Genomic DNA, 26,580 nt, shown 5'->3' with positions numbered 1-26,580 from the left:
AACGTGCCTTGTGTTACTTGTAATTTATAGGATTAGGTTATGAAATTATCAACAAAAACCCGTTATGCCGTTCGTGTTTTGTTTGAATTGGCTCAGGCGAATAAAGCTTTACCTATGGGGACTATTTCGCAAAATACGGGTATATCGTTACGCACTATTGAACAGATTATTGTTGTTTTAAACGCAAATAATATGACAAAAGGGATTATTGGGCCGGGTGGCGGTATTGTTTTAGAAAAGAAAATAGAAGAAATCAGCTTAGGTGATTTGGTTTATCTTTTTGAAGACGGAATTGAGTTTGTTGTTTGTTGTGGCGATAAATCAAATGATTGTCCTAATCAGCATACTTGTAAAACAAGGTTTATGTGGAAGAAGATTTCGCAAAAGATTCAAGACCAATTAAATACGGTTTCTTTGGTTGATGTTTTGTTTGAAAATAAAATAAATAAAATTTAATTTTTGATTCAATTTTTTAAACTAAAACGGCACTGTTTTTATGATAGACAGTGCCGTTTGTTTTTATGTTATTTATTTTTAAGATTATTTTTTGTTTAAAATGGTATTAAGGTCTTCGCCAGGAGTGCTGATTGGTTTAATGTCAAAAGTTTTTACTAAAGTATCTAAAACCGCAGGAGATAAAAACGCCGGCAGGCTTGGCCCAAGATAAATACCTTTAATACCTAAAGATAATAGGGTTAGTAAAATAGCCACTGCTTTTTGTTCATACCATGATAAAACCAAAGTTAGTGGCAGTTCGTTAACTCCACACTTAAAGGCATCAGCTAAAGCTAAGGCAATTTTAACCGCACCAAAAGCGTCGTTACATTGCCCCACATCTAAAAGTCTTGGAATTCCGCCAATGTCGCCAAGTTGTTTATCAAAAAAGCGAAACTTGCCACAAGCCAGAGTTAAAATTATAGTGTCTTTTGGAGTTTTTTCCACGAATTCAGTATAATAATTACGCCCGGGTTTAGCCCCATCACAACCGCCGACTAAAAAGAAATGTTTAATCGCACCGCTTTTTACTCCGTCTATTACTTTGTCTGCGACGCCTAAAACGGTATTGTGTCCAAAGCCGACCAATATTTTTTTCTGTGGATATTTGGCTATATCTTCTTTGGTGAAACCTTTTAAAGATAGGGCGTGTTCTATAACCTTGGAAAAATCTCCGTTTTTAACGTGAGTAACTCCGGGATAACCGACTAAGCCCGTAGTAAAGACATTTTTTGCGTATTCTTCGGCTGGGCGTTGAATACAGTTTGTCGTAAACAAAATAGCCCCTGGAAAATTAGGAAATTCCTTAGCTTGATTTTGCCAAGCTGTTCCAAAATGTCCTACTAAATGTGGGAATTGTTTTAGCTTAGGGTAAGCATGGGTAGGGAGCATTTCACCGTGGGTATAGATGTTAATCCCTTTACCTGCTGTTTGGTTTAAAAGGTCGTATAAATCTTTTAAGTCGTGTCCGCTGACTAAAATCGCCTTACCTTCAATCGGGGCGAGTGATACTTCGGTTGGAACAGGTTGACCATAAGTTTCGGTATTAGCCGCATCAAGCAGTTCCATTGCTCTTAAGTTGGCTTTTCCACAGTTTAAAACCGCATCAATCCATTCCGTTAAACTAGGTGTTTTCCCATCAAAACCAAAACTTAAGCCACGATAAATATCAGCGTAAAGTTCTGGGTCTTCCTTTTCTAAAATAGCTGCATGATCCGCATAAGCCGCCACGCCTTTTAGTCCAAACAATAGAGTTTGTGCCAAGGAGTTACAATCTTGATCATTCACAAGGGTTTCTATGCTTGCGAGTTTTGCTTGTTCTTGCAAGGCTTGTTCGGAACCTGCTAATTCAAAGTTGAGTAGCGGAGAAGAAGCAGGCATTGAGATTTTTTTCATAAGCTCTTTTCTGGCGCTTATGACTTCTTTTAAAAGAGCAACTAAAGCATCATTATCAAAATTAACGTTTGTCAAAGTTGAAAATAGAGCTTTAACAGTGAGCCTATCGGTTTCTTTATCGACAATTTGTTTTTTTCTTGCTTCTAAAGCGACGAGAGCCAAGCCTCTTAAGGCGTAAACGATTAAATCTTGAGTTGTTGCTACTTCGTCTGTTTTTCCACAGACTCCCGCCTTATTACAGGCTATCCCTCTGGCGGTTTGTTCACATTGATTGCAAAACATGGTCGACTCCATAAAAGTTAAGGGTTATTAATATATTATTTACTATAAAAACGAATAATAAATGACTTTATGATTAACTTGATTTTAAAATAGTCATCTTTTTTTTAATTAACAACCACCTTGGAAGTACGCCTTTTAGTCGTTTGACTAAAAACAATAAAAGAGTAGTGTATAGAATGCTGGATATCAATTGCTTTATTGTTAAACAACCCACTCGCAAGGTGGTTGTTAAACGGTTCTGTTGTGATATATTTCTCAAGTGTGTGTTTTTTTAAATGTGTTTTATTCAGAAACTTTAAATAGGAGGTATAAAGCTTATGCCCAATGATGCCGTGCCTAAAAAAAATAAAAGGCGTCTTGGTTTGGTGTTTTTATCGATGTGTGTCGGCATGTTAGTCTTAGTTGTCGCACATGTGTCTTTAAAAGCCACAGACTCAGCACCTTTTTGCGGTAGTTGTCATGTGATGTCTGATGCGGTAGTTACTCACAGAATGTCGCTACACGCCAAATTAGACTGCAATGACTGTCATTTGCCGGTTAATTTTACAGAGCGAATGATTAATAAAACTATCTTTGGGTTTCATGATTTTACTGCTTTTCATTTTAGTGCTGTAGAGAGTCCTATTTTCTCAAGCCAGAAAACAAAAGATATTGTTCAGGCTAATTGTGTTCGCTGTCATACAGAGAGTACAAGGAATGTTAATATGAACTCTAAACCATATTGTGTTGATTGTCATAGACAAGTACCACATATGAGAACTCTACCAATATCAAAAAGGAAGGTCGGTGATGTCTAAACTATTTTCATTCAGACAAATGAAATATATTGTTACTGTTGGCTTAATAGTCGGGTTGGTGAGTCTTGTGGCTTGTTCCGATACGCCTGATCCTGTTGCACCAAAGTATAATACCAACTTAACGGCTGAAGAAGGCTTGAACGCCTCAGCTTTTGAAAAGCTTTTTCCAAATCAATATAAAACCTATCGAGATAACGACCAAACCGGCGTTAAGCATATGACTGATTTTGGCGGTCCTGTTGCTTGGAGAAAAAACGATAATGTTAATGTGAATGTGATGAGAGCTGACGGAATTACTCCCGAAGGTTTTAAACACGCTCAACCATATTTAAAGAACCTTTGGCTTGGTTATCCGTTTTCTTATGAATACAACAAAGCCCGTGGACATACCTATGCGGTGCATGATATTTTAGAAATTGACCGTATAAACAATTATAGTGAAAAAGCCGGTTTGCCTGCTACTTGTTGGAACTGTAAAACTCCGAATATTCCAAAATGGGTTAAAGAAAACGGAGACGATAAGTTTTGGTCAATGAACTTTCATGATTTTCGTACTAAAGATAAAATCAGCATGAAAGATAACTCAATCAGTTGTGCTACTTGCCATGATCCTAAAACCATGGAACTTGTTATTACTTCTATTCCTCTTAATGAAGCTCTTTTAAAGAAAGGAATTGATTGGAAAAAGGCCTCTCGTAATGAAATGCGTTCTTTAGTTTGTGCCCAGTGCCACGTTGAATATTACTTTAACGAAGCCAAATCTAAAAACGGCGGAATTGATAAAAAGCCTGTGTTCCCTTGGGCAAATGGTTTTGACCCTCAAGATATGTATGAATATTACTCAGATCCAAATCTTGGAGCCACCAAAAACCCCGGATTTGAAGGTCTCTTTGCTGACTGGATTCACCCGGTTTCAAAAACCCCTATGTTAAAGGCTCAACACCCTGAGTATGAAACCTTTATGAATGGTCCTCATGGAGCGGCCGGTGTGGCTTGTGCCGATTGCCATATGCCATATCGTCGTGATGCAAGTGATAACAGAAAATTCTCAAGCCACCAGTGGACTTCGCCTTTGCTTGACCCTAAAATGGCGGCTTGTCGTCAGTGCCACTCAGACAAAACCCCTGAGTTTCTTAAAGAACGTGTAGTGAATACTCAGCAAAAAGTCTATGACCAATTAATGGTTGCTCAAGATTTATCAGTAAAAGCTCATGAAGCCGTACGTCAAGCCCTTGAGTTTGAAGGCGCTAAAAATGAGAAATATGGTGATCTTATAATTGCGGCTCAAGAACAAGTGCGTAAAGGACAATTCTTCTGGGATTTAATTTCTGCTGAAAACAGCGTTGGTTTCCATAACCCAACCAAAGCGTTAAATACTTTGGCAGAGTCTCAACAATATAGCCAAAACGCCATAAACTTGGCAATGCAAGCGACTAACTATGAAATAGGGAAAACGCTTGAAGGTGATATTAAAGAACTTGTTCCGCCAATCTTGAAGTTTTCTCGTGAGTTGCAAATGGATCCTGAGTTTATGCAAACTCATAAGTGGTTAAAATACTTACCTGTAACTCCAAAAGCCGAAAGAGTTTGGAACTTGCAAGAAAAAGTTAGTGCGGTAAAACAGTAAAACAGTAACTTGTTCGTGTAATTAATTATTTAATTAAGCGAAGTAACAAGAATAAAAAATAAGACCATTGTAGATTAATGTTTGCAATGGTCTTATTTTATTTGAGTTTTTTTAAATTTATTGCCAATTTTTCATAAAGTTTATGGTGCTACCTGTTTTTTCTATGTCTTTTAATAAAGCACTACCAAAAATAATACCATGCGGTATATTTTTAAGCTCTTTAATTTGTTCGGGTTTGCTAATTCCAAACCCAAGAGTTATGGGAATGTTTTGTTCTTCATAAAAGACTTTTTTAGCTCGGGCGAGAGTTTCTTCTACCTTTGTGTTAAACGTTTTACGCTCACCTGTTGTTCCCAATACAGAAACCACATAAACATAACCTTCTGAATTTTTAGCATACATACGCATTCTGTCTTCGCTGGTGTTTGTTCCAACCAAAGCAATCAGGGCGATACCCGCTTTTTTTAAAATATCTCTTAGGTTCTCTGCTTCTTCAAAAGGTAGGTCGGGAATAATAAAACCTTCTATCCCTGCTTTTTTAGCGTCAATGGCGAGCTTTTCCAACCCATATTGTAAAAATGGATTATAATAGCCCATTAAAACAAGCCCAGCTTTAAAAGAATATGTATTTTCAATAAGGGTTTGTAAAATCCAGTTTAAAGTAACTCCGTTTTCTAAAGCAAGCACAGAAGCGGCTTCTACCACCGGACCATCAGCGACTGGGTCGGAAAACGGTACGCCAATTTCAATAATATCCGCTCCGTTTTGGTCGAGTTCTTTTAATAAACCCAGAAAATTTTCTTTTTTAGGGTAACCGGCTGTAATAAATGGAATTAAAGCTAAGCGTTTTTGAGCGTTGGCTTTTTCTATGCGTTCTTGTAATTTATGCATGATTTTTCTCGTATATTCCAAGATGTTTAAATAAATTGGTAGTAATTTATAAAAAATTAAAAAAATTAAAGATTGATATGTTGTGTAATAATGCCCATATCTTTATCGCCACGCCCTGATAAATTTACTACAACTTTTGTGTCTTTAGCGAGAGTATGAGCGTTTTCCAAGATCCAAGCGAGGGCATGAGAAGATTCAAGAGCGGGGATAATGCCTTCTTTTAAACTTAAGGTTTTAAGGGCGTTTAGGGCTTTGCTGTCATTAATCATATGATATTCCACACGTTTATTGTCGTGTAAAAAAGCATGTTCAGGTCCAACACCGGGATAATCTAAACCCGCCGAAATGGAATGCGAAGGCAAAATTTGTCCGTCAGCGTCTTGAATGAGCATACTGTGTTGACCGTGCAAAACACCGGGGCGGCCTAGGTTAAGCGGAGCGGAGTGGTAACAGTTAGGTTCGCCTGTTCCGGCGGCTTCAATACCAATAAGGCGTACATTTTTGCAGTCATCGCTATAAGCAAAAGGGTAAAACATACCAATAGCGTTAGAACCACCGCCCACACAGGCTAAGATTATATCAGGTAAAGAACCTATTTGAGCAAGGGCTTGCTCTTTGGTTTCTTCGCCAATAACGGACTGTAAATCTCTCACCAGAGTAGGAAAAGGGTGAGGGCCGGCGGCTGTTCCAAAACAATAATGTGTTGTTTCTTGTTCGGCTATCCAAAAGCGTAAAGCTTCGTTAATAGCGTCTTTTAGAGTTTGCGTTCCGCTAGTAGCAGGCACAACTTTAGCCCCTAATAATTTCATTCGCATAACATTTGGAGCTTGGCGTTCAATATCCACAGCTCCCATAAAAATTGTACATTTTAAACCTAAACGAGCGGCGGCTGCGGCTGTTGCTACGCCGTGTTGTCCTGCTCCGGTTTCGGCGACCATGTGGGTTTTTCCCATATATTTTGTGAGTAGGGCTTGCCCAAGGGTATTATTGACTTTATGAGCCCCCGTATGCAAGAGGTCTTCTCGTTTAAGCCAAAGGGAAATCCCCAATTCGGTTGATAAATTTTGGCAGTGAGTTAAAGGTGTTTTACGTCCTGCGAAATTTGTTAAGAGGTCTTGCAGTTCTTTTTTAAACTTTGTACTCGGCAGAATGGTTTTGCAGGCTTCTTCAAGTTCTAAGAGCGGGGGCATAAGTAATTCCGGTACAAATTGTCCGCCAAAATTACCAAAATAACCTTTTTTCATAAATATATTCCTTTAATTTTATTCTTTATTCTTATATTTGGCTTCGCCACTGATTTAATTGAATAATTTTATTGCAATCTTTTATACCCGGGCTAAGTTCCAAGCCTGAGTTAAAGTCTAAGACGTTAGGCTTGGCTTCATTGAATGCTTGCGAGGCATTGTTTAAATTTAAACCACCAGCTAAAAACCAAGGTTTTGGAAACTTTATTGTGCTTAAGTTAAGCCAGTTGAGGCATTCTCCGCTACCTCCGCCTGATTTTCCCGCATCACACAAAAAATATGCACAATAAGAAGAAAAGCGTTTTAGTTCCGCTTCAAATTTTGTTTGAAATTCGTTTTTATCTTTACACTTTTCCGCAATTTTGTCAGCCCAAACGACTTTAATAATTTTTTCAGGCTTAAAATGATTGCAAAAGGCTTCGTCTTCGTCGCCGTGGAGTTGAATATAGTCTAAATTGAGCGTTGTTGCAATTTCCCTGACTTCATCAATAGGCTGTTTGACAAAAACGCCGACTTTTTTTGTTTTATAGGTCTTGAAAGCTTGAACGCTTTGTTCCAATAAGCTTTGAGCTTGTTCAAGTGTCAATTTTCGAGGGCTTTTAGAAGCAAAAATCAGACCTGTAAAATCAATTCCTTGTTCGCAACAGGTTTGTATATCTTCGGGGCGTGTTAAACCACAAACTTTAAGTTTTAGAGTTGTTGACATTATAGTTTTTCATTAGTGTTTGAAATTTTTGGTAAAAATATACTAAACCGAGCCCCGCCGTCGAGGTTGTTTTCAGCTTTTAATGTTCCGCCAAGTTCAGTTGTTAAAGCGTTCGCAATAAAAAGACCGAGACCTGTTCCGCCATCTTGTTTAACTGCTGAATTTTTGGTGGAAAAAAATGGAGTAAAAATCAGTTTTAAATTTTCTTCGCTGATTCCGTTTCCGTTATCAATAATTTGGATTATGTAAGATTCTGAATTATGGCTTGTTTCAATCTTTATAATACCTTTTTCCTCAACAGCGTCTAAAGCATTATCAAGAATATTAAAAATTATTTGCTCGGTTTTGTTTGCATCAAGTTCGTTGAAATATAGATCAGGTTCAAAATGAGTTTGTATTTCAATCTGTTTCGTTTTGATTTTCTTTTCTAAAAATGAAATGATCTCAATAATTAATGCTTGTAAGTTTGTATTTGTGTTGCGAATATTTTTATTGCGTGCAAAATTTAAGGTTCGTAGTAAAATTTTTGAGGCCCTATCAACGCTTTGTTCTATTTTGCTCGCATTATCTTTTATTTGATCATACTCATTGATATTGTTTTGATTTTCATCATTTAAAATATCTTTAATTAAACCTGCTCGTTCTTTAATAATAGTTAGAGGATTATTTATATCGTGGGCAAGTTCGGCACTATGTTGCCCGAGGCTTGCCAGTTTTGAGCATTCTAAAAGTTGAGCTTCAAGTTTTTTTATGAGTTCTTCTTTTTGGCTGAGACTGTTTGTAAGTTTTTTGAGTTTATTTGTGAATAATAAAAGCACAAGCCAAGAGATTCCCACAAGAAAGGCGAGAAAAAACAACAAGCTGTATAATAGCGTTATATTTGAGGTAAGATTTTGCATGGAACATCAGTAGCATTGATATTGTAATTGGTTAATGATTGTTATCATAAAGAAAAAGCTTGAGGGTGGCAAGCACTCTCAAGCTTTAACAGGATATTGAAAAAAAGCTTTTACTTAGTTTTTAGGCGAGTTGATTCCAAGTTGCCGAAGTAAAACGCTCACCGCTGTTCTCTAAAATAAGACATGCGGTATTAGGGGTTTGATTAATCAATTTGATTGCACTTGAAGTTGGTAAAAGAGCAATGGTTGTTGCCAAAGCGTCTGCCAACATTGTATTTGGTGCAACGACGGATACGGAAGCTATATTAGGGCTTTTTCCCGTATACGGATTGATCAAGTGGTTGTTTTGTTTAGAGCTATCAAAAAAGTTTTCCGAACCGCCTGAGCTTGCAATAGCACCTTGGTTCAGGCGAATTGTTTCAACGCTTTGTCCTTTTTGATAGGGATTGGCTATTCCGATATTCCAGCTTTGTGAATCAATATTAGTTCCACTAACTTTAATATCGCCACCGGCGTTAATCATATAGTCATGGACTTGGTTTTTTTCCAAAACCTTTGCAGCCATATCGGTGATATAACCTTTGGCTATTCCGTCAAGCGTAATACCCATGCCTTGTTTGGCAAAGCTAATACCACTTGCATTAATCTTTACGGAGTTAAGATCAGCGAGTTCTCTTAATTCTTTTATTTCAGAGCTAGAGACGTTTAACTTGGCACTATTGGTTTTATGCGTTTCATAATAACGCAATAAAGGTTCTATAGTCGGGTTAAACATTTCATTCGAACTGAGTGTTATTTTTTGAGCATTTGTTAATACTTCACTTAGCTCGACTGGAATATCTTTAATCTTACCTTGAGCATTTAAAGTTCCGATTACAGAACTCGAAGAGTGGCGATTAAAAATATCAATCAGGCGTTCTATTTCATTAAAAGCAAGACCAATAGCCGTTTCTGCTTGTATTTTGCTTTGACTTTTGGCGGTGATATTAACGATAGTACCCATTAATAGACGGGTTTCTTGGCTAATATGATTTTTAGTCAGGCTGTCTGCCAAAAGTTGAGCCGGGCTTAATACAAATAAAGACGCACCGAGCGTTGTGGCTTGTTTTAAAAAATTACGCCGTGTGAGAGACTTATAGTTCATAATTATATCCTTAAATCTTTGGCGTTATGCGTTAACGGAATCTTCAACGAGTTCTTTCGGTTGTAACACTATTGGCTGTTTTGTGCCTTTGTTTCTTGAACGCAGAATCTTTCTTGAACAGGCCGCAACACAGGCTTCATTACAACTTTCGCCATATGCCAAACATTTTGCGTGATCAATCTCAATACGCAAGTTTTCATATTTTATAGCACCGCCCGGACAAGCTTTAAGACAACTTAAACAGTTAATACAGCCAACTTCGCAAACTTCGCTAACCAATTTAAGCTTTTCTCTTGTGGCACAATAAGACATTACTCTGGCTTGTTGTGGTATAATTTGCAAGATAGAGCGTGGGCAAGTTTTGACACAAACTCCACAGCTTAAACATAGGGCGTCGTTTATTTCTGCCATATTATTTTTTATGGTAATAGCATCAAAAGGACAAGCTCTTACACAGTCGCCAAGCCCTAAACAAGACCAACCACAACGATAAGGTCCACCCTCGATAAGAGCAGCACTCGCACAAGTAGAGGCACCGATATAGTCAAAGCGTTGTTGTACGTTTCCTTCTTCACGAGCACAGCGGCGAAAACATACGTTTTGAGCCCCTTCTTCTACGGCTTTTCCGGCGAGCAGTCCAACTTGTTTCGCTGTGTCCTCTCCACCGACTACACATAAGTTAGCACCAACGTCGGGTGAGTTTAAAACGGCAATAGCATAAGATTCACAGCCGGCAAATCCGCAACCACCACAGTTGGCACCGGGAAGAGCTTCAGTTATTTCTTGGATACGCGGGTCTTCTTTAACATAGAGAAGACGGGAAGCTATAGCCAATAAGGCGGCTAAAGCAAAGCCCAACCCTGCCAACATTAAAACAGAATCGATAACCATATTGCCTCCTTATTAGATCATGCCTTTAAAAGCCATAAAACACATGGACATGAGTCCTGCCATAATTAAGCTGATCGAAGTTCCTTTTAATGCTCTGGGAACATGACATACAGCTAAGCGTTCTCTTATTCCCGCCATTAAAACCAAGGCTAACATAAAGCCAAGACTGGCAGAGAAAGAATAAAACAGGGCTTCGAGAAGACCAAACTCTTCTCTTTGGGCTAAAATCGCAAGACCAAGCACACAACAGTTAGTTGTAATTAATGGTAAAAAGATTCCCAACGCTTTATATAAGGGAGGAGCCGCTTTTTTTAAGAACATTTCAACAAATTGTACAAGTCCTGCAATAAGCAAAATAAATACAATAGTTTGCAAATATCCAAGATCCATAGGGTTAAGCAGATATTTTTGAGCCGCCCAAGTCAAGCCTGTTGCGAGAACGGCAACAAAGATAACGGCACTTCCCATTCCGATTGAAACCGATTTTTCTTTAGAACAACCAAGATAAGGGCATTGTCCCAAAAATTGTGCCAAAACGATGTTGTTTACAAACACGGCTCCGATAAACATAAGAAAATATTCCATAATGAGTTCCTTTCGCTAAGCTCTTTATTTATCGGAACAACCACTGCAACCGCTACAACCGCCACATTCCGCAGGATCTAAAGCTAGTTGATCTTGACCTGCTTTTTTCGCAGACCACATGGTATACCAGTTCATACAAGCGAGCACGATACCTAATACTAAAAACGCACCCGGGGCTTCTACCATTATTCTGAAAGGTTCAAAGTTAGAAAATAAAACGTCATATTTTGTAGGGTCGGCAAAGCCCAAAAAGTCTCTGACCATTCCTATAATAGTTAAAGAGCCAGTTCCTAAAACTTCCCTGATTGCTCCAATAAAAGTTAAGGCAAAGGTATAGCCTATCCCTATTCCAAGGCCGTCAGCCGCAGAGAGCAAGACAGGGTTTTTGGCGGCAAAAGCTTCGGCACGCCCTAAAATAATACAGTTTACAACAATAAGCGGAACGAAAATTCCGAGCTGTTGATAGAGTGTGTAAGTATATGCCTGCATTAAAAGCTCAACGGCTACAACGAGGGTAGCCGAAAGGGCAATAAAACAAACGATACGGACTTTTTTAGGAATAATTGAGCGAACTGAGGATATTACCATGTTTGATAAAACCAAAACAAAGATAACCGCAAGACCCATTCCAAAGCCGTTCCATGCCGATTTGGTAACGGCAAGAGTAGGACAAAGACCTAAAACAAGGCGAAAGGGAGGAATTTCCTTCCAAAGACCTTTTGAAAATTCTTTCCAGATTGATCCCATAACTTACCTCTTTATTGCCACTGACTGGTAATATTGGCTTTAAGTTCTTTATAAATATTAACAGCACTTTGTACTGCCGTAACTGTACCGGTAGACGATATGGTTGCTCCGGAAATAGCGTCTATTTTGCCACCCCTTGAGCTAAGGTTAATATCAAGTCCCTTTCCTTTAAACTGGTTGGTAAACTTGGGTAATGCAACGGCACTACCAATTCCCGGAGTTTCTTTGTGTTCGGTTATACCAATTCCGAGTAAGGTATCTTTTTCGATATTAAATCCGACAATAACACCTATATCTCCGCCATATCCGCCACCTTTTGCTTCAAGGGCAACCCCGATAAGCTTATTGTTTTGTTTATAAGGGAATACGGTAACAACGGTTTTTCCGTCTTTAAGGGTAAAGTCTTTATATTCTTCAAGGGGTTTGTTGTCTGCTTGACTAAAAACGCTCGTAATAGCAGGGCCTTGAATATATTTCAAAACTTGAGCACGAATTGTCGGAGCTGTGGTTTGTTTTAAAAACGAAAGCGTTAAACCGGAAACTCCACAAATAGCAGACAGTACCACCAACATGCTTATTATTTCTCGCATCGTTTAGCTCCTTTTGCCCCAAGGGCGTGGGCGAATAATGTCCAAAAGCGGTGTGCAAAGGTTTGCCAATAAAACCGCAAAAGGAGCACCATCAGCATAAATACCGTAAATACGCATAAGAACGGTCAATATCCCGGCGAGTAGACCGAATAAAATCAAACCGATTGAAGACACAGGGCTTGAGGCGTGGTCGGTGATAAAGAAAAAGCCCATAAGCACGGTACTTCCGGTAAGAAAATAGAGTTCGGGAGAAATATGAGTATTTGGATCTATTTTCCAAAAAATCACTCCGCTAATCAATACGCCTAAAAAATAAGCGATAGTTGCTTCGGGGCGAATTGTTCTTGTTATTAAAAGGTATATTCCGCCTAAGGTAATTGCGGCGATAAAGCCTGTTCCGAGTCCACCGAGTTGTTCGCCAAGCAATAATGCGGAATTAATTCCTTCGGGTAAACTTTGAACTCCGAAATATTTTAATTTTAATAACGGGTCAATTAGGTTAGAGCCTAAAACCATTGCGTTTGGATCCATTTGAGTTGGCCAAGAAATGGTTAAAATTGCCCAACCTACTAGTGGTGTACAGAGCGGGTTTGCTCCAAGTCCGCCAAAAGCTTGTTTCCCGATTGCAATACTTAAAGAGCTTCCGATGATAACGAGCCACCAAGGTGCTCCCGCCGGCAACAATAAAGCAAATAAAAGACCTGCAACCATGGCTGTTCCGTCATAAATGCGGTTTTCTCTATCTGCTAAATACAAACAAAGAGCTTCTGTAAGAACGGCTGTTCCAATAGCCAACATCATAACTCGTAAAGAGAGCAACCCGTAAGTCATTATCGAAAGAATAATGACGGGTATAAGCCCTATAAACATATTGCGAGACATTTTTTGAATACTTCCGCCAAAGTGAGCGTATGGTGGAGTATCTACTGTAAAAATGGGTAGTAAGTTTTTTTCTGTTTTACTGGTCATTACTTTTTCCTGCCTTACACTGGTTGTTGGATTGTATGTTGTCTGCTTACAATGCCAAGCTGATGTTTAGCTATCTTGAAATACTGTTGCATCGGGCGACAGGCGGGACAAACATAACCGCAAAGACCACATTCGATACAAAGTTCTATATATTCTTTGTGGCAGTTGTTGTATTGTTCAAACTCAGCGTAGCGACTCAACATATTGGGGCGTAAACGCATTGGACAAATATTGACGCAAAGTCCACAGTTAATACATGGGTTATCTGTAAGATGAGGAACAGTTCCGTATTTTTCATGGATAATGGCACAATCATTTTGATCTATTCCTCTTTGAGTGCTTGAAAGAGGATAACCGCGCATAAATCCGCCCAAGATGATAGTATCTTTATCTTGAGGTACTGCGTTGACTTGTTCCAATAAAGTGCTGACTGGAGTTCCGATATAAGTAAAGAAGTTTTTGCCTTGAACACTAATAATTGTTTTGTTTAAAGGCAGTCCGCTTTGTGCAACAAGACCAAGGTTAAAGACGCTGTTAAGGTGTACCATGGTAACGTCTTTACTGCTTTCTGTTCCGGTGATTTTTGTAATCAACGGGCGAGCCAAGCTAATTGGATATACGGCTTTAACAAATTGGTTGGTAAAACCTTCGATATTGGTTTTGTTGCCTTCGGGTAACGCCAGAATATATTTATCGGCGTTAGATAAACGTTGAATTAATAGAAGAGCGGCTTTTATTGTTGCCGCATGCGTTGCCAACAATTCTTCGGCATAACACATTCCGGGTTCAGGGTTTAAACCGTTTAAGATGAAAGTTGTGCATGGTCTGGTAAAAGGTCTGGCTGAGATCCCCAAGTTTTTTAAGGCAACAATCAAGTCTTTTGGGGTAAGTTCAAGCAGGTTAACGGGTTTTGCTTCTATATTGGCGTTTGTGTTAGAGTTGAGCGTTTCTTGCCCTTCTCCTTTTGCCAAAGCTTCTTCCATGAATTTTTTTGCATTTTCCAAGGCAGTAGCTTGTGCTTCCTTGCTACAATCAATCTCGATATAGGTACGAGTAATTTCTTTTATTATCCCTGATTTGGGTGCATGGACATCAGGTATATCGTTGTCCTGATGACTTGCGAGTAATGCACCTTGCATAACGCTGCTACGTTTTTTGACATATTTGCAAACGTCGTGTCCTCTAAGAGGAACGAGCAGTGTTTGAATATCGTCTAGCTCAGTAATTTGTAGACGTTCCGGAAAGGTAAGATTGAATAGTTTGTTCATTAGTCCCTCTCTAAGATGTATGACATTGTTTACATTGATCTTTTTTAGGACCTTTCCCGACTTTGTCATGACAACTTATACAGCTGTTGTGGAAAGTATCCATGCGTCCTAACATATTTGAGTGGCAACTTTCGGTACAGCTCGTAAAATACTGTCCTATTTCTTTTAAAGGAAGCTTTTGCAATTCAGGTTGTTCTTCCAAAGTTCCCGGCAACTCATTTTCATGGTGGCAAGAGATACAGGTTTGGATACCGCCTGTGTTAAAATATTTTTCTTGGTGGGCGGTTTTAAAATCGGGAGCGGTACTTGCTCCATGACACGCACCACAAGCATAAACCAAAGGCGTTTTGGTCTTTTCGTTAACCAAGTTACTGACTTTTAAGTCATGATGGCAAGTTACACAGGCAGCATTAGCAGCCTCTTGCAGATTGGTTTTGGCTTTTTCCGGATCAATTGCATAGTCCAAATGTTTTGTGTGTGTAAACACAACCCTTCCGCCGCTGTTTGGCAGGAGGACTTTATTGGGTAGCTCTTCTTTTGCCGTTGCCGGAATAAGGTAGATTGCGAGTGCCGCAAAAATTAGCACGCAACTCACTACTAGCATGGGGAAAGAACGTTTGTTCAAAGTGCCTCCTTTTAACAAATACTGTTTGTTAATCTCAAAAGCTTTAATCAAAAACTCGTTTTAATTAAAGCGTATTAAACTTCTTAGGAATATTTTGTTTATTCCTGTGTATTGTTATATAACAAGAATCATTACATATAATAAAATAAGTAGTGATTAACCCTAGTTTGCAAAAAAATATATTTACGCTGCGAACTGAAGTTTTAAGGAGGTTTTAAGATAGGATATTCATCTTTGAATAAAAGCTATATATAACAAGCTTTACTGTAAAAAGGAAGTGTTGGCAATACACTTTGTGAAAGTACTTTTTATCACAAATACAAAACTATACTTACCACTTTTTAAAAATAATAAAAGTCGCCAAACAAATTAACCCAAAACCCAAGACATAATTCCAACGCATGTTTTCCCCAAGATAAAAAGTTGAGAAAAACATAAAAATGCTTAGAGAAATTACTTCTTGAATTGTTTTTAACTCAACCGCATTAAAATAGCCATAACCAATACGATTGGCAGGGACTTGAAAACAGTATTCAAAAAAGGCTATTCCCCAACTGACTAAAATCATTAAGACCATTGGTCTGGCGGTAAATTTAAGATGTCCATACCATGCAAAGGTCATAAAGATATTGGAAATAAACAATAAAACTATGGTTGTTAATGGGGTTGTAAAATTAAAAGTTGGCATATTTTATTTTTTACGAGCTAAGTTGGTTTGACGTTCACGGGCTATTCCGAGATTATTTTCCGGAACATTTTTAGTAATTGTTGAACCGGCAGCAATAAGGGCATTTTTTTCTATAGTTACCGGAGCAACCAAGGCTGTATTTGAGCCGATAAAGGCGTTGTCTTGTATAATTGTTTTATATTTATTTTTTCCATCATAGTTACAAGTGATTGTTCCCGCCCCTATATTAACGCCGTTTCCTATCTCAGAATCTCCCAAATAGCTTAAATGATTAGCCTTTGAGTTTTTTCCCAGTTTGGTCTTTTTTAGTTCAACAAAATTTCCAACATGAGAATTTTCTTCTAAAATACTCTCGGGACGCAGGCGGGCATATGGTCCGACTATACACTTTTCTCCCACAGTGGCTTGTTCTATATGTGAATAGCTTCTAATTTGAGCGTCTTGCAAAACAGTACTGTTTATAATCGAGGTAAAAGCTTCAATCAGGGCACCTTTTTTAACGGTTGTTTTTCCTAAAATGCGACAGGGACCAAATATTTCAACGCCCGGTTCGATAATGGCTTTTGTTGAGATTTCCACACTATTTGGGTTATGAATAATTACACCTTGTTGCAGTAATTTTTTATTTACTTGTAAACGCAGTAAATCTTCTGCTTCCACCAATTCAAGAGGGCTGTTTATTCCTAAAAGTTCGGGGTTGTTTCCGGCATTAAAGGCGTTTACGTTGAGTCCTTGTTTGTAGGCAAGGCTAATAAGGTCAGTTAGGTAATATTCGGCACTTTTATTTTCTTTTGTGATCAAAGAAAAGAGCGGGCTTATTTTTTCAAGGTTTAGATAATAAATTCCTGCGTTAACTTCTTTTGGTGCGTCGCCATATATTTTGGGGTCATAGTCTTTGGCTTCGATAATTCCGGTAACTTGTTTACCCTTATATATAACTCGCCCGAAAGAACCCGGGTCGTTAAGGCTTAAGCTAATAAAGGCCAGGTCTGATTTTTCTTTTTGGCAAAATTCCAAAAATTGTTGTAGGCTGTTTGATGAAATTAAAGGCGTATCCCCGTTAATAATCAAGATATTTTTTGCCAGAGCTTTTTCAAAGGTTTTAAGACTGACTTGAACGGCGTGTCCTGTTCCCAGTTGTTCGGATTGTAAGATAAATTTTAAATCAGAGTCTTTAAATTCTTTTTCAACCTGTTCTGCTCCGTGTCCGATAACTGCGTAAATTTTTTCAGCGAAAATATTTTTAGTTGCAGTATAAACATGCTCAAGCATCGAGTCTCCGAGTAAAGTTTGCAAAACCTTGGGGCGAGGGGAGTGCATCCTTGTTCCCTTTCCGGCGGCTAAAATTAAGGCAAAAGTATCGGATATTGTGTTTTGACATGGAGATTTTTGGGTATCGGAACAAGGCATATAACTATCCTTAAATATATTGATGTTTTTTTATGATTACTTTAAAAGAAGTTTAATTGAGATTAGCATAGCAAAATTTATTTTGATATACCAGATTAATATTTGAGTGAAAAAAATATTACTTAGCTTAAGTTGAATAAGATATGATAATTTTGTGTTTTCGAAATAACCGTGTTCAGATTTGATGTAAAGTTTTTATTAAAAAAATATTTTTATTATATTTTTTTAAAAAAGTGCTTGACCTTTATGTTTATAAGATATAAATAAACTTTCTGTTAAGCAATAAAGTCAGCTAAAGCTTTTGGCTTGGGTGATTTTTGATTAAGAAATTAATCGGCTTGATAGTGTTAGTATGCTTTAGAGTGTGCTAATCCCTCGTCCTCCTACGGTAGGAGGAGAGCAGGTTGAACCTGTTCTAGTGCGTTCGACTGTATAAAAGCCAGTTGAATTGACATTTGCAGGCGTTGTTGCCTTCTATGTCTAGCCGTTTCAGTTGTTATGACTGTAAGGTTCGTGATAAGAACTAAGGTTCTGTTTACGTTTGGCAATAACCTCCTGTACCCACCTATTAATTAACTCTGTGTGTTGATTAAATAAGGCTGGTGACATACAAGCATTCTTTAATTTATTTCTTAAGCTGTCATTAGCCTGAAGTTTAGGCTTGGTGGTGGGTTATGTTAATAAACTTAGAGGGTGCTTCGTAAAAGAAGTAACCCTTTTTTTGTTGGTTTTGTCAGTTTGTAAACTGCGTATGAGATGCTTTGACGCGTTTAGCGTTGGGGTTTAGTGCCCCTCTTTCGATTGTCGAATTGGGGTTATGTTTTCCAGATTCCGGAGTAAACTGAAATGACAGCAGTAAGCAGTGATCGTATTAGGATAAAGCTTAAAGCCTACGATTACCGCATCCTAGATAAGGCTGTGGCAGAAATCGTTGATACGGCAAAGAATACAGGTGCAGGCATCGCAGGTCCCATTCCTTTGCCAACAAATATCCACAAATTTACGGTAAACCGCAGCGTTCACGTTGATAAAAAATCTCGTGAACAATTCGAGATGCGAATCCACAAACGTCTCATGGATATCCTTGAGCCAACTCAACAAACCGTAGACGCCCTCGGCAAGCTCTCGCTGCCGGCCGGTGTGGACGTTGAAATTAAACTTTAGCGAGGGCAGTGTAATGGCGAAAAAACTTGGAATTTTAGGGCGTAAGCTTGGCATGACCCGTGTCTTTGCCAGTGATGGCTCTGTAGTACCTGTTACAGTTATAGAGGCTAGCCCTAACTATATTGTTAAAGTAAAAGATGAAGCCAAAGATGGCTATCATGCTCTTCAACTTGGTTTTGAAACAGCTAAAGAAAAGCATGTTACAAAGCCAATGAAAGGCTACTTTGCTAAAGCAGGTTGCGGTTTATTCCGCAAACTACAAGAAGTACGTTTATCTACCCCTTCTGAATATCAGGCAGGACAAGAACTTAATGTTTCTATCTTTGCTCCCGGTGAGAAGGTAAAAATTAGTGGTAAAAGCATTGGTAAGGGCTTTCAAGGCGTTATGAGACGTTGGAACTTTGCTGGAGCTTGTTCCTCTCATGGTGCTGAAAAAGTTCATAGAAATGCTGGTGGCATTGGTGCCAATACTGAGCCTGGAAAGGTTTGGAAAGGCAAAAAAATGGCCGGTCACTGGGGTGATGAACAGGTAACTGTACAGAATCTCGTCGTCGTTGATGTACGTGCAGAGGAAAACCTTATCTTAGTTAAGGGTGCTGTTCCTGGTCCTAAAAATGGTCTTATTCTAGTGCGTAAGCAATAAAGCGAGAGGTTTATACAATGGCTGTGGTCAAAATTTATGATCAGCACAATAAAGAAGCAGGTGAAGTAACTCTTTCATCTGATGTATTTGAAGTTTCGCCTCGCCCTGAGATACTTCACTTAGTTGTGAGAGCTCAAAGGGCCGCTAAAAGAGCCGGTACTCATGCTACCTTAACCCGTACTTTAATGGCGGGCGGTGGTGCCAAACCTTGGAGACAAAAAGGTACAGGCAGGGCTCGTGCGGGAAGTAGAAATTCCCCGATTTGGCGTGGAGGTGCGGTGCTTTTTGGTCCTCAACCAAGAAGTTATGAATTTAAAGTAAATAAAAAAGTTAAAAGCCTTGCTCTTAAAATGGCTTTGTCTTCACGTTACCTTAATGGAAAATTAATGGTAGTTAAAGACATTGAGTTGCCGGAAGTTAAGACTAAGCTTTTTACTCAGGTAGCTAAGGTTCTTGAGCTTGAAAAAACTCTTATTGTTGCTCCTTTAAAAAGTAATAATCTGATTCTTTCTGCTCGAAATGTTCCGGGTGTTACCGTAATCACTCCTGAAGACCTCAACGTTTATGATGTCTTGCGTCACAAAAAGCTCGTGCTTTTAGCACCAGCTCTTGAGACGGTTGAAGCCAGGTTTAAGTAATAGTGAGGCTGTAAATGCACTTTACACAAGTCATAATGCGCCCTGTGGTGTCTGAAAAGTCTACTGCCATGAAAGATGAAAATGGTAAGGTAACTTTTATCGTGAACCCTAAGGCAAACAAAATTGAGATTGCCAAAGCTGTTGAAGCTTTGTTTTCTGTTAAAGTAGAAGACGTTAACGTCGTTAGGATGCGTCCTATCGCTCGTCGTCGTCAGGGCAGAGTAGTCGGCAAAACCGTCGGTTATAAAAAAGCCTATGTTACTTTAGCAAGTGGCGATAAAATTGAATTTTTTGAGGGAGTATAATCTATGTCTGTCCGCATTTTAAAACCCACCTCCCCTGGGCGCCGTGGCATGACCGCTTATACCTTTGACGAAATTACTCGCTCAACACCTGAGAAGTCATTAGTTAAAGGAATAACCGAAAGTTCAGGACGTAACAGCTACGGCAGAATAACAAGCCGTAGACGTGGCGGAGGGCATAAACGCCTTTATCGTATAATTGATTTCAAACGAGACAAAATGGGTATTCCTGCTAAGGTTGCTCATATTGAATATGACCCTAACCGTACGGCTCGTATTGCTTTATTGCATTACGCCGATGGTGAAAAACGTTATATTTTGTCTCCGGTTGATTTAAAAGTCGGCGATCAGGTTATTTCCGGTGTCGACGCAGATATTAAAGCCGGCAATGCGTTACCTATGGTACGTATTCCTGTTGGTACCATTTTGCACAACATTGAACTTAGCCCGGGTCGTGGCGGTCAATTTTGTCGTGCAGCCGGTACTTATGCACAACTTGTAGCCAAAGAAGGTAAATATGCTCTTTTGCGTATGCCTTCCGGGGAAGTGCGCAAAGTACTTTCCGCAGGTATTGCAACAATAGGTCAGGTTGGTAATATCCATCACGAAAATATGAATCTTGGTAAAGCCGGCCGTAATCGCTGGCTTGGTCAAAGACCTAAAGTTCGCGGTGTTGCGATGAACCCTGTTGATCACCCATTAGGTGGTGGTGAAGGTAGAAGCTCTGGTGGTAGACACCCGGTTACACCTTGGGGTAAACCAACTCGTGGCTACAAAACTCGTGATAGAAACAAAGCCTCAACTAAGCTTATTGTTAAGCGCCGCAGCAAGTAGTAGGAGTTCCACATGCCAAGATCACTTAAAAAAGGTCCCTTTGTGGACGTTTCTCTCCAGAAAAAAGTGGATACAGCGAATGAAAATAAAGACCGTAGAGTTATTAAAACTTGGTCTCGCCGTTCCACTATCCTTCCAGAAATGGTTGGAATTACCTTTGCGGTTCATAACGGTAAAAAGTTCGTGCCTGTTTTTGTAACAGAAAACATGGTCGGACATAAACTTGGTGAGTTTTCTTTAACTCGTACCTTTCATAGCCATTCTGGCGACAAAAAAGCCAAAGGCAAGAAATAGTGGGTGAACAAATGCAAGCTAAAGCAATTGCAAAAAACGTACGTATTACTGCACGCAAAGCACGCTTGGTCGCCCGCAACGTTAAGGGTATGCCGGTTGAAAATGCTTTAAATGTGTTGAAGTTTACGCCAAAAAAAGCAGCAAATATCATTTATCAGGTTATGCGTTCTGCTCTTGCTAACGCAGAAGATCAATTAGCCGGTGTTGATATTGATGCTATGATGGTTAAAGATGTCATTGTTAACGAGGGTCCAACCTGGAAGCGCTTTATGCCACGTTCTCAAGGACGTGCGAATAATATCATGAAACGCACCAGTCACATTACTGTGATACTCTCAGAATAGTAGGAAGAGCCACATGGGTCAGAAAGTACATCCCTTCGGATTCCGGCTTGGGTATAATAAAAACTGGCAGTCTCGCTGGTTTAGCACAAAAGAATACCCTGCCTTCGTCTTTGAGGATCACAAAATCCGCAAATATGTTAAAAAACTTCTCTTTAGTGCCGGTCTTGCCAATATAGAAATTGAGCGTGCCGGTGGAAAAGTTCGTCTTATTCTTTCAACCGCCCGTCCCGGTATTGTTATCGGACGCAAGGGTGCTGAAATTGAAAAATTAAGAAGCGATCTTAAAAGAAAGTTTGGTTGTGACTTCAATATTGAAGTTAATGAAATTCGCCGCCCTGAAATCGATGCACAGCTTGTTGCCGAGAATATCGCTCAGCAACTAGAACGTCGCGTTGCTTTTAGAAGAGCCATGAAACGTACTGTTTCCATGAGTCGTAAATTTGGAGCAGAAGGTATCAAAATCAACTGTTCCGGTCGTTTGGCTGGTGCTGAAATCGCACGTACCGAATGGTATCGTGATGGTCGAGTGCCTCTGCAAACTTTACGTGCAGATATCGATTATGGTTTTGCTGAAGCCAACACAACTTACGGCATAATTGGCGTAAAAGTGTGGATTTTCAAAGGCGAGCTTTTAGATAAAGAGGTTGAACAATAATGTTGAGCCCATCTAGAACAAAATTCCGTAAGCGTCAAAAAGGACGCTTGAAAGGACCTGCTGTTAAAGGTTCCAATATCGCTTTTGGTGATATTGGCTTGAAAGCTATGGAACACGGTAAGCTGACTTCTCAACAGATCGAAGCTGCTCGTATTGCCATGATGCGTCATATTAAGCGTGGTGGTAAAGTTTGGATTCGTATATTTCCGGATCAATCTTATACTTCTAAACCGCTTGAAGTGCGTATGGGTTCAGGTAAAGGTTCACCGGCTGGTTGGTATGCACCAGTTAAGCCGGGTCGTATTTTATACGAAATCAAGGGCGTTAGCTTAGATTTAGCGAAACGTGCTTTAACTTTAGCCGCTCACAAGCTCCCTGTAAGAACCAATATTGTGGTTAAGGAGGGTGCATTCTAATGGCAGATAAAAGAAAAAATAATCTCTTAAAGCTTAACGACTTAAGTGTTGCTGAGCTTAAAGCGAAGCTAGAAGAAGCCCGTAGAGCAAACTTTGATGGTAGATTGCAAAAAGCAACAGGTCAGTTGACCAAAACCTCAGAGCTTCCTCGCACGAGAGCTGAAATAGCTAGAATATTGACTATATTGAAGAGGAAGGGAGCCTAATATGCAAGGTACACTTCAGAACCTGAAGGGGAGAACCCAAACCGGCACTGTGGTGAGCGACAAAAACGACAAGACTATTGTTGTTAGAGTTGAAACCTTGGTGAAACACCCCCTTCTAAAAAAATATGTTCGTCGTCATAAAAAGTTTACCGCTCATGACCCTGAGAATCAGTGTCATGTTGGTGACGTTGTGACTATTGTTGAGTTTCGTCCGCTTAGCCGTAATAAGCGTTGGCATCTTGTATCTATACTGGAAAAAGCCGTTTAGGCAGGGGTAAACCATGATTCAGGTTGAAAGTACACTTGAAGTAGCGGACAACAGCGGAGCCAAAAAAGTTGCTTGTATTAAAGTACTTGGTGGTTCAAAACGTCGTTACGCTTCCGTGGGTGATATTATTGTGGTTTCTGTTAAAGATGCCATGCCCCACAGTAAGGTAAAAAAAGGCGAAGTAATGTCTGCTGTGATAGTTCGCACTAAAAAAGAAGTGCGTCGTGCTGATGGTTCTTATATTAAGTTTGATACTAACGCCGCTGTGCTTTTAAGCAAACAGGGCGAGCCTGTCGGAACTCGTATTTTTGGACCAGTAGCTAGAGAACTCAGAGCGAAGAACTTCATGAAAATAGTTTCACTCGCCCCCGAAGTTCTTTAAGAAAAAAAAATTCTAAAGAATTTCTCAGGCGTGTAAGGAGTTCATCTTAATGAAAATGTTCAGAATAAGAAAAGACGATAAAGTTATTATCGTTGCCGGAAAAGATAAAGGTAAAGTAGGTAAGGTTCTTAAAGTCCTTCGTAAGAAAGACAGAGTCCTTGTTGAAAAGGTAAATATGGTTAAACGCCATACAAAACCTAACCCTTATCAACAACAACCCGGTGGAATTGTCGAAAAGGAAATGCCAATTCACATTTCTAATGTGATGTTTATGTGTAGCGCGTGTGCTAAGCCTTCTAGGGTTGGTTACCGCTATTCTGACGATGGTAAAAAAATTCGCTTCTGCAAGAAGTGTAACGAAAATATTGCTTAAGGTGATAGACGATGACGCGTCTTGAAAAGATATACAGTGAAAAAGTGGTTCCGGCTCTGCAAAAAGAATTTAACTATAAATCTACAATGCAGGTTCCCGGGCTGGAAAAGGTTTCATTAAACATCGGGCTTGGCGTTGCCTCGCAAAACAACAAGCTAATGGAAGAAGCCGTCGCGGAACTTTCCGCTATCGCTGGTCAGAAGGCCGTTGTTACCCGAGCTAAAAAATCAATAGCTGCTTTCAAGCTCCGTGAAGGAATGCCTATTGGCTGCCGAGTAACTCTACGTGGTGAACGTATGTGGGACTTCCTTGACAAGCTTGTTAACTTCGCATTGCCACGCGTTCGCGATTTTCGCGGAGTTCCTGATCGTGGTTTTGATGGCAGAGGTAATTTTACTCTAGGTATTAAAGAGCATTCGATCTTTCCAGAGTTAGAAGCTGACAGAGTTGATAACCCAAAAGGTATGAATATCACTATTGTCACAACTGCAGAAAGCGACCGTGAGAGCAAGTTATTACTTGAATATCTCGGCATGCCCTTTAGGAAATAAGGAGAATAGACCTTGTCACGCACAGCTCTTGAAGTAAAGGCACAACGTAAACCAAAGTTTTCTTCTCGTGCCTATAACCGTTGTCCTATTTGTGGGCGTCCTCGCGGATTTCTTCGTAAGTTTGGAATTTGTCGTATTTGCTTCCGTAATATGGCATTACGCGGAGAATTACCGGGCGTTCGCAAGTCTAGCTGGTAGTATTTTATATTAAATTAAATATAAAATAAGTAGCGTTTGCTACTCTCAAAAAGTTATTAAATATTTTTTATAATTAATATTTTTTGTTAGTTGTTAAAATAATTGGGTTTATTTAATTATTTCAATTGATAAACCCTTAATTAAACTTTTGAGCTATTTACAAAGCTTGTATTTTTTTGTAAATAACTTTCTGCACGAATTTTTTGTGCAGAAAGTTATATAATTTATGTTAATTTGGAGAGCAAGGAATGATTACAGATCCTATTGCGGATATGTTAACTCGAATCCGCAACGCACATTTGGCCCTTCATAAGGAAGTTCTTGTGCCGCGCTCTAATCTTAAAGTCGCTATCGCTGATATATTAAAAGAAGAAGGATATATCAATAGCGTTACTTTAGATGAGCAGCACATTAAAATTTCTTTAAAGTATGTCAAAAACACCGCTGCTTTAGCCGGTCTTAAGCGTATAAGCAAACCCGGTCGCCGTGTTTATGTTAATGCCCATCAAATTCCAAAAGTTCAAAACGGACTCGGAATTTGCATAGTTTCAACCTCTCGCGGTTTGCTTGAGGGTAGTAAAGCCCACGCACAGAAAGTAGGCGGCGAACTACTTTGCGAAGTTTGGTAGGGGGAAATTATGTCAAGAATAGGTAAACTCCCTATTTCAATTCCAAGTGGCGTTGAAGTAAAATTTGGTGATGTTATTGAAGTTAAAGGTCCTAAGGGAAGTCTTTCGACTCCTTTAGAAGCGACATTAAGTTACGAAATTGTCGATAACCAAGTTGTTGTAACTCGTAAAGATGACTCTCGCTACGCTCGTGCCCAACACGGTCTGCGTCGCACTCTTCTTTCTAACTGCATTATTGGTGTAACAAACGGTTTTTCCAAAACTTTAGACGTTTTGGGCGTTGGTTACAAGGTTGCGGTAAAAGGCAATACTGTTGAACTTGCTATTGGTTTTTCTCACCCTGTTTTGATTGATTTACCTGCCGGTATTCAAGCAAAAGCAGAAGGTCAAAAACTTACTATCAGCGGAATCAGCAAAGAGTTAGTCGGCGAAGTCGCAGATCGTATTCGTCGCTTACGCAAGCCTGAACCTTATAAAGGTAAGGGTATTAAATATGAGACCGAAATTATCCGTCGTAAGGCCGGTAAATCGGGCGGTAAGAAGTAGGCGGAAAATATTATGTTGAGAAAAGAAGATGCTAGAATTCGCCGTAAGGTGAGAATTCGTAAAAAAATTTCTGGTACTTATGAGCGCCCACGTTTAGTCGTATTTCGCTCTAACCTGCATATTTATGCCCAGATTATTGATGATACTAGTGGTACAACTTTGGTCTCTGCTTCCACTCTTTCTTTACAAAAAAATAAAGAAAAAGCCGGTTGTAATAAAGAAGGTGCTATGCTCGTAGGTAAAGAGATTGCTCGTCTTGCCAAAGAAAAAAGCATTGCACAGGTAGTGTTTGACCGTAACGGCTATATTTATCATGGTCGCATCAAGGCTGTTGCCGATGGTGCCCGTGAAGCCGGACTTGAATTCTAGGCAGGGAAAATAATGGAACAAAATGAATTAGGCATACACGAAAAAATAGTGGCTCTTAACCGAGTTGCTAAAGTTGTAAAAGGCGGACGTCGCTTTAGTTTTAGTGCCCTTGTTGTTGTTGGCGACGGAAAAGGTCAAGTCGGTTACGGCTTAGGTAAAGCTCAGGAAGTTCCCGAAGCTTTGCGTAAGGCTACCGAACGTGCCAAAAAAAATATGGTAAGTATTGCTTTGGTTGACGGAACTTTACCTTATGAAGTGCTTGGTGCTTACGGAGCAGGAAGAGTTATGCTCAAACCTGCCTCTAAAGGAACGGGAATTATCGCCGGTGGTGCGGTGCGTGCTGTTATGGAAGCCGTTGGCATTCATGATGTGCTTGCAAAAGCTATCGGTACAAATAACCCCCATAACGTTCTTAGAGCGACTGTTGCCGGTTTAGCTTCTTTGCGCAGTGCGGAAGAAGTAAGCGAAATTCGTGGCATTAAACTTGAAGCTCCTCGTAAGTAGGGATAATTTAA

General features: G+C 39.5%; 37 protein-coding genes. 22 read left to right on the top strand and 15 right to left on the bottom strand.

What is annotated here, in order from left to right; genetic code table 11:
• The first annotated feature begins 39 nt into the window (after positions 1-39).
• Positions 40-456 carry an RrF2 family transcriptional regulator gene (locus BT999_RS04340; RefSeq protein ID WP_072696543.1) on the top strand — a complete coding sequence of 139 codons (417 nt, stop codon included), beginning with the start codon at positions 40-42 and terminating at the stop codon, positions 454-456.
• A gap of 84 nt (positions 457-540) precedes the next feature.
• Here the strand turns inward: BT999_RS04340 and hcp are convergent, their stop codons facing one another.
• On the bottom strand, positions 541-2,172 hold the full coding sequence (hcp, locus tag BT999_RS04335) for a hydroxylamine reductase (RefSeq protein WP_072696542.1): 1,632 nt from the start codon (positions 2,170-2,172) through the stop codon (positions 541-543).
• A gap of 317 nt (positions 2,173-2,489) precedes the next feature.
• Between hcp and BT999_RS04330 the strand changes: the two genes are divergently transcribed.
• A complete protein-coding gene (locus tag BT999_RS04330; RefSeq protein ID WP_072696541.1) occupies positions 2,490-2,969 on the top strand; it encodes a cytochrome c3 family protein in 480 nt (159 codons plus the stop codon).
• Positions 2,962-4,596 carry an ammonia-forming cytochrome c nitrite reductase subunit c552 gene (locus BT999_RS04325; protein ID WP_072696540.1) on the top strand — a complete coding sequence of 545 codons (1,635 nt, stop codon included), beginning with the start codon at positions 2,962-2,964 and terminating at the stop codon, positions 4,594-4,596. Before BT999_RS04330 ends, BT999_RS04325 begins: the two co-directional genes overlap by 8 nt.
• A gap of 117 nt (positions 4,597-4,713) precedes the next feature.
• Here the strand turns inward: BT999_RS04325 and trpA are convergent, their stop codons facing one another.
• The 14 genes from trpA to glmU all read right to left on the bottom strand — a co-directional run bounded on the left by trpA (position 4,714) and on the right by glmU (position 17,253).
• Positions 4,714-5,487 carry a tryptophan synthase subunit alpha gene (trpA, locus tag BT999_RS04320; RefSeq protein ID WP_072696539.1) on the bottom strand — a complete coding sequence of 258 codons (774 nt, stop codon included), beginning with the start codon at positions 5,485-5,487 and terminating at the stop codon, positions 4,714-4,716.
• Between the two features lie 65 nt (positions 5,488-5,552).
• Positions 5,553-6,731 (bottom strand): tryptophan synthase subunit beta, encoded by a 1,179-nt coding sequence (gene trpB / locus BT999_RS04315; protein ID WP_072696538.1) that lies wholly within the window; start codon positions 6,729-6,731, stop codon positions 5,553-5,555.
• A gap of 31 nt (positions 6,732-6,762) precedes the next feature.
• On the bottom strand, positions 6,763-7,437 hold the full coding sequence (locus tag BT999_RS04310; protein ID WP_072696537.1) for a phosphoribosylanthranilate isomerase: 675 nt from the start codon (positions 7,435-7,437) through the stop codon (positions 6,763-6,765).
• A complete protein-coding gene (locus tag BT999_RS04305) occupies positions 7,437-8,336 on the bottom strand; it encodes a sensor histidine kinase (protein WP_072696536.1) in 900 nt (299 codons plus the stop codon). The genes BT999_RS04310 and BT999_RS04305 overlap by 1 nt, the downstream gene beginning before the upstream one ends.
• 121 nt (positions 8,337-8,457) lie before the next feature.
• On the bottom strand, positions 8,458-9,480 hold the full coding sequence (locus tag BT999_RS04300; RefSeq protein WP_072696535.1) for an FAD:protein FMN transferase: 1,023 nt from the start codon (positions 9,478-9,480) through the stop codon (positions 8,458-8,460).
• Between the two features lie 24 nt (positions 9,481-9,504).
• Entirely contained in the window at positions 9,505-10,371 is an 867-nt protein-coding gene (gene rnfB, locus BT999_RS04295) for an RnfABCDGE type electron transport complex subunit B (protein WP_072696534.1), read from the bottom strand.
• Between the two features lie 12 nt (positions 10,372-10,383).
• Complete coding sequence (locus BT999_RS04290) at positions 10,384-10,956, bottom strand: electron transport complex protein RnfA (RefSeq protein ID WP_072696533.1); 573 nt, start codon at positions 10,954-10,956, stop codon at positions 10,384-10,386.
• Between the two features lie 24 nt (positions 10,957-10,980).
• The gene (gene rsxE / locus BT999_RS04285; protein ID WP_072696532.1) at positions 10,981-11,703 is read right to left on the bottom strand and encodes an electron transport complex subunit RsxE; all 723 of its coding nucleotides are present in this window, start codon (positions 11,701-11,703) and stop codon (positions 10,981-10,983) included.
• Between the two features lie 11 nt (positions 11,704-11,714).
• Positions 11,715-12,293 (bottom strand): RnfABCDGE type electron transport complex subunit G, encoded by a 579-nt coding sequence (gene rnfG / locus BT999_RS04280; protein WP_072696531.1) that lies wholly within the window; start codon positions 12,291-12,293, stop codon positions 11,715-11,717.
• 3 nt (positions 12,294-12,296) lie between these two features.
• Positions 12,297-13,262, bottom strand: a complete 966-nt coding sequence (locus BT999_RS04275) for an RnfABCDGE type electron transport complex subunit D (protein ID WP_072696530.1) — start codon at positions 13,260-13,262, stop codon at positions 12,297-12,299.
• A 14-nt stretch (positions 13,263-13,276) separates the two neighbouring features.
• Positions 13,277-14,530 (bottom strand): 4Fe-4S dicluster domain-containing protein, encoded by a 1,254-nt coding sequence (locus tag BT999_RS04270; RefSeq protein WP_072696529.1) that lies wholly within the window; start codon positions 14,528-14,530, stop codon positions 13,277-13,279.
• Between the two features lie 10 nt (positions 14,531-14,540).
• Positions 14,541-15,155, bottom strand: a complete 615-nt coding sequence (locus BT999_RS04265) for a cytochrome c3 family protein (protein WP_143145488.1) — start codon at positions 15,153-15,155, stop codon at positions 14,541-14,543.
• A gap of 331 nt (positions 15,156-15,486) precedes the next feature.
• The gene (locus BT999_RS04260) at positions 15,487-15,843 is read right to left on the bottom strand and encodes a DMT family protein (RefSeq protein WP_072696527.1); all 357 of its coding nucleotides are present in this window, start codon (positions 15,841-15,843) and stop codon (positions 15,487-15,489) included.
• A gap of 3 nt (positions 15,844-15,846) precedes the next feature.
• Positions 15,847-17,253, bottom strand: coding sequence for a bifunctional UDP-N-acetylglucosamine diphosphorylase/glucosamine-1-phosphate N-acetyltransferase GlmU (gene glmU / locus BT999_RS04255; protein WP_072696526.1), 1,407 nt, complete (start codon positions 17,251-17,253; stop codon positions 15,847-15,849).
• Between the two features lie 846 nt (positions 17,254-18,099).
• On the opposite strand from glmU, the gene rpsJ reads away from it, so the two are divergent.
• The 19 genes from rpsJ to rpsE all read left to right on the top strand — a co-directional run bounded on the left by rpsJ (position 18,100) and on the right by rpsE (position 26,569).
• Complete coding sequence (rpsJ, locus tag BT999_RS04250) at positions 18,100-18,417, top strand: 30S ribosomal protein S10 (RefSeq protein WP_072696525.1); 318 nt, start codon at positions 18,100-18,102, stop codon at positions 18,415-18,417.
• 13 nt (positions 18,418-18,430) lie between these two features.
• Positions 18,431-19,060: a 50S ribosomal protein L3 gene (gene rplC, locus BT999_RS04245; RefSeq protein WP_072696656.1), complete on the top strand. Its 630-nt coding sequence runs from the start codon at positions 18,431-18,433 to the stop codon at positions 19,058-19,060.
• Between the two features lie 17 nt (positions 19,061-19,077).
• Positions 19,078-19,698, top strand: coding sequence for a 50S ribosomal protein L4 (gene rplD, locus BT999_RS04240; RefSeq protein ID WP_072696524.1), 621 nt, complete (start codon positions 19,078-19,080; stop codon positions 19,696-19,698).
• 14 nt (positions 19,699-19,712) lie between these two features.
• A complete protein-coding gene (gene rplW / locus BT999_RS04235; protein ID WP_072696523.1) occupies positions 19,713-20,003 on the top strand; it encodes a 50S ribosomal protein L23 in 291 nt (96 codons plus the stop codon).
• Between the two features lie 3 nt (positions 20,004-20,006).
• Positions 20,007-20,834: a 50S ribosomal protein L2 gene (gene rplB / locus BT999_RS04230; RefSeq protein WP_072696522.1), complete on the top strand. Its 828-nt coding sequence runs from the start codon at positions 20,007-20,009 to the stop codon at positions 20,832-20,834.
• A gap of 12 nt (positions 20,835-20,846) precedes the next feature.
• Complete coding sequence (gene rpsS / locus BT999_RS04225) at positions 20,847-21,128, top strand: 30S ribosomal protein S19 (RefSeq protein WP_072696521.1); 282 nt, start codon at positions 20,847-20,849, stop codon at positions 21,126-21,128.
• Between the two features lie 11 nt (positions 21,129-21,139).
• Positions 21,140-21,472: a 50S ribosomal protein L22 gene (gene rplV, locus BT999_RS04220; protein WP_072696655.1), complete on the top strand. Its 333-nt coding sequence runs from the start codon at positions 21,140-21,142 to the stop codon at positions 21,470-21,472.
• A 13-nt stretch (positions 21,473-21,485) separates the two neighbouring features.
• The gene (gene rpsC / locus BT999_RS04215) at positions 21,486-22,127 is read left to right on the top strand and encodes a 30S ribosomal protein S3 (protein ID WP_072696520.1); all 642 of its coding nucleotides are present in this window, start codon (positions 21,486-21,488) and stop codon (positions 22,125-22,127) included.
• Positions 22,127-22,543, top strand: a complete 417-nt coding sequence (gene rplP / locus BT999_RS04210; protein WP_072696519.1) for a 50S ribosomal protein L16 — start codon at positions 22,127-22,129, stop codon at positions 22,541-22,543. The genes rpsC and rplP overlap by 1 nt, the downstream gene beginning before the upstream one ends.
• Complete coding sequence (rpmC, locus tag BT999_RS04205; RefSeq protein WP_072696518.1) at positions 22,543-22,749, top strand: 50S ribosomal protein L29; 207 nt, start codon at positions 22,543-22,545, stop codon at positions 22,747-22,749. Before rplP ends, rpmC begins: the two co-directional genes overlap by 1 nt.
• Before the next feature lies 1 nt (position 22,750).
• A complete protein-coding gene (gene rpsQ, locus BT999_RS04200) occupies positions 22,751-23,017 on the top strand; it encodes a 30S ribosomal protein S17 (RefSeq protein ID WP_072696517.1) in 267 nt (88 codons plus the stop codon).
• 13 nt (positions 23,018-23,030) lie between these two features.
• A complete protein-coding gene (gene rplN / locus BT999_RS04195; protein ID WP_072696516.1) occupies positions 23,031-23,399 on the top strand; it encodes a 50S ribosomal protein L14 in 369 nt (122 codons plus the stop codon).
• A 49-nt stretch (positions 23,400-23,448) separates the two neighbouring features.
• A complete protein-coding gene (rplX, locus tag BT999_RS04190) occupies positions 23,449-23,772 on the top strand; it encodes a 50S ribosomal protein L24 (protein ID WP_072696515.1) in 324 nt (107 codons plus the stop codon).
• A gap of 11 nt (positions 23,773-23,783) precedes the next feature.
• Positions 23,784-24,323: a 50S ribosomal protein L5 gene (gene rplE, locus BT999_RS04185; protein WP_072696514.1), complete on the top strand. Its 540-nt coding sequence runs from the start codon at positions 23,784-23,786 to the stop codon at positions 24,321-24,323.
• Between the two features lie 12 nt (positions 24,324-24,335).
• On the top strand, positions 24,336-24,521 hold the full coding sequence (locus tag BT999_RS04180) for a type Z 30S ribosomal protein S14 (RefSeq protein ID WP_072696513.1): 186 nt from the start codon (positions 24,336-24,338) through the stop codon (positions 24,519-24,521).
• A 248-nt stretch (positions 24,522-24,769) separates the two neighbouring features.
• The gene (gene rpsH / locus BT999_RS04175) at positions 24,770-25,150 is read left to right on the top strand and encodes a 30S ribosomal protein S8 (RefSeq protein WP_072696512.1); all 381 of its coding nucleotides are present in this window, start codon (positions 24,770-24,772) and stop codon (positions 25,148-25,150) included.
• 9 nt (positions 25,151-25,159) lie between these two features.
• Complete coding sequence (gene rplF / locus BT999_RS04170; protein ID WP_072696511.1) at positions 25,160-25,696, top strand: 50S ribosomal protein L6; 537 nt, start codon at positions 25,160-25,162, stop codon at positions 25,694-25,696.
• Between the two features lie 12 nt (positions 25,697-25,708).
• Positions 25,709-26,065 carry a 50S ribosomal protein L18 gene (gene rplR, locus BT999_RS04165; RefSeq protein ID WP_072696510.1) on the top strand — a complete coding sequence of 119 codons (357 nt, stop codon included), beginning with the start codon at positions 25,709-25,711 and terminating at the stop codon, positions 26,063-26,065.
• A 12-nt stretch (positions 26,066-26,077) separates the two neighbouring features.
• The gene (gene rpsE, locus BT999_RS04160) at positions 26,078-26,569 is read left to right on the top strand and encodes a 30S ribosomal protein S5 (RefSeq protein WP_072696509.1); all 492 of its coding nucleotides are present in this window, start codon (positions 26,078-26,080) and stop codon (positions 26,567-26,569) included.
• The last annotated feature ends 11 nt before the right edge of the window (positions 26,570-26,580 follow it).

The sequence above is a fragment of the Desulfovibrio litoralis DSM 11393 genome (genome assembly GCF_900143255.1).
Classification (GTDB): Bacteria; Desulfobacterota; Desulfovibrionia; order Desulfovibrionales; family Desulfovibrionaceae; genus Frigididesulfovibrio_A; species Frigididesulfovibrio_A litoralis.
Note: the sequence above shows the minus strand (reverse complement) of the source record. Positions and strands in the feature narration are given on the sequence as shown.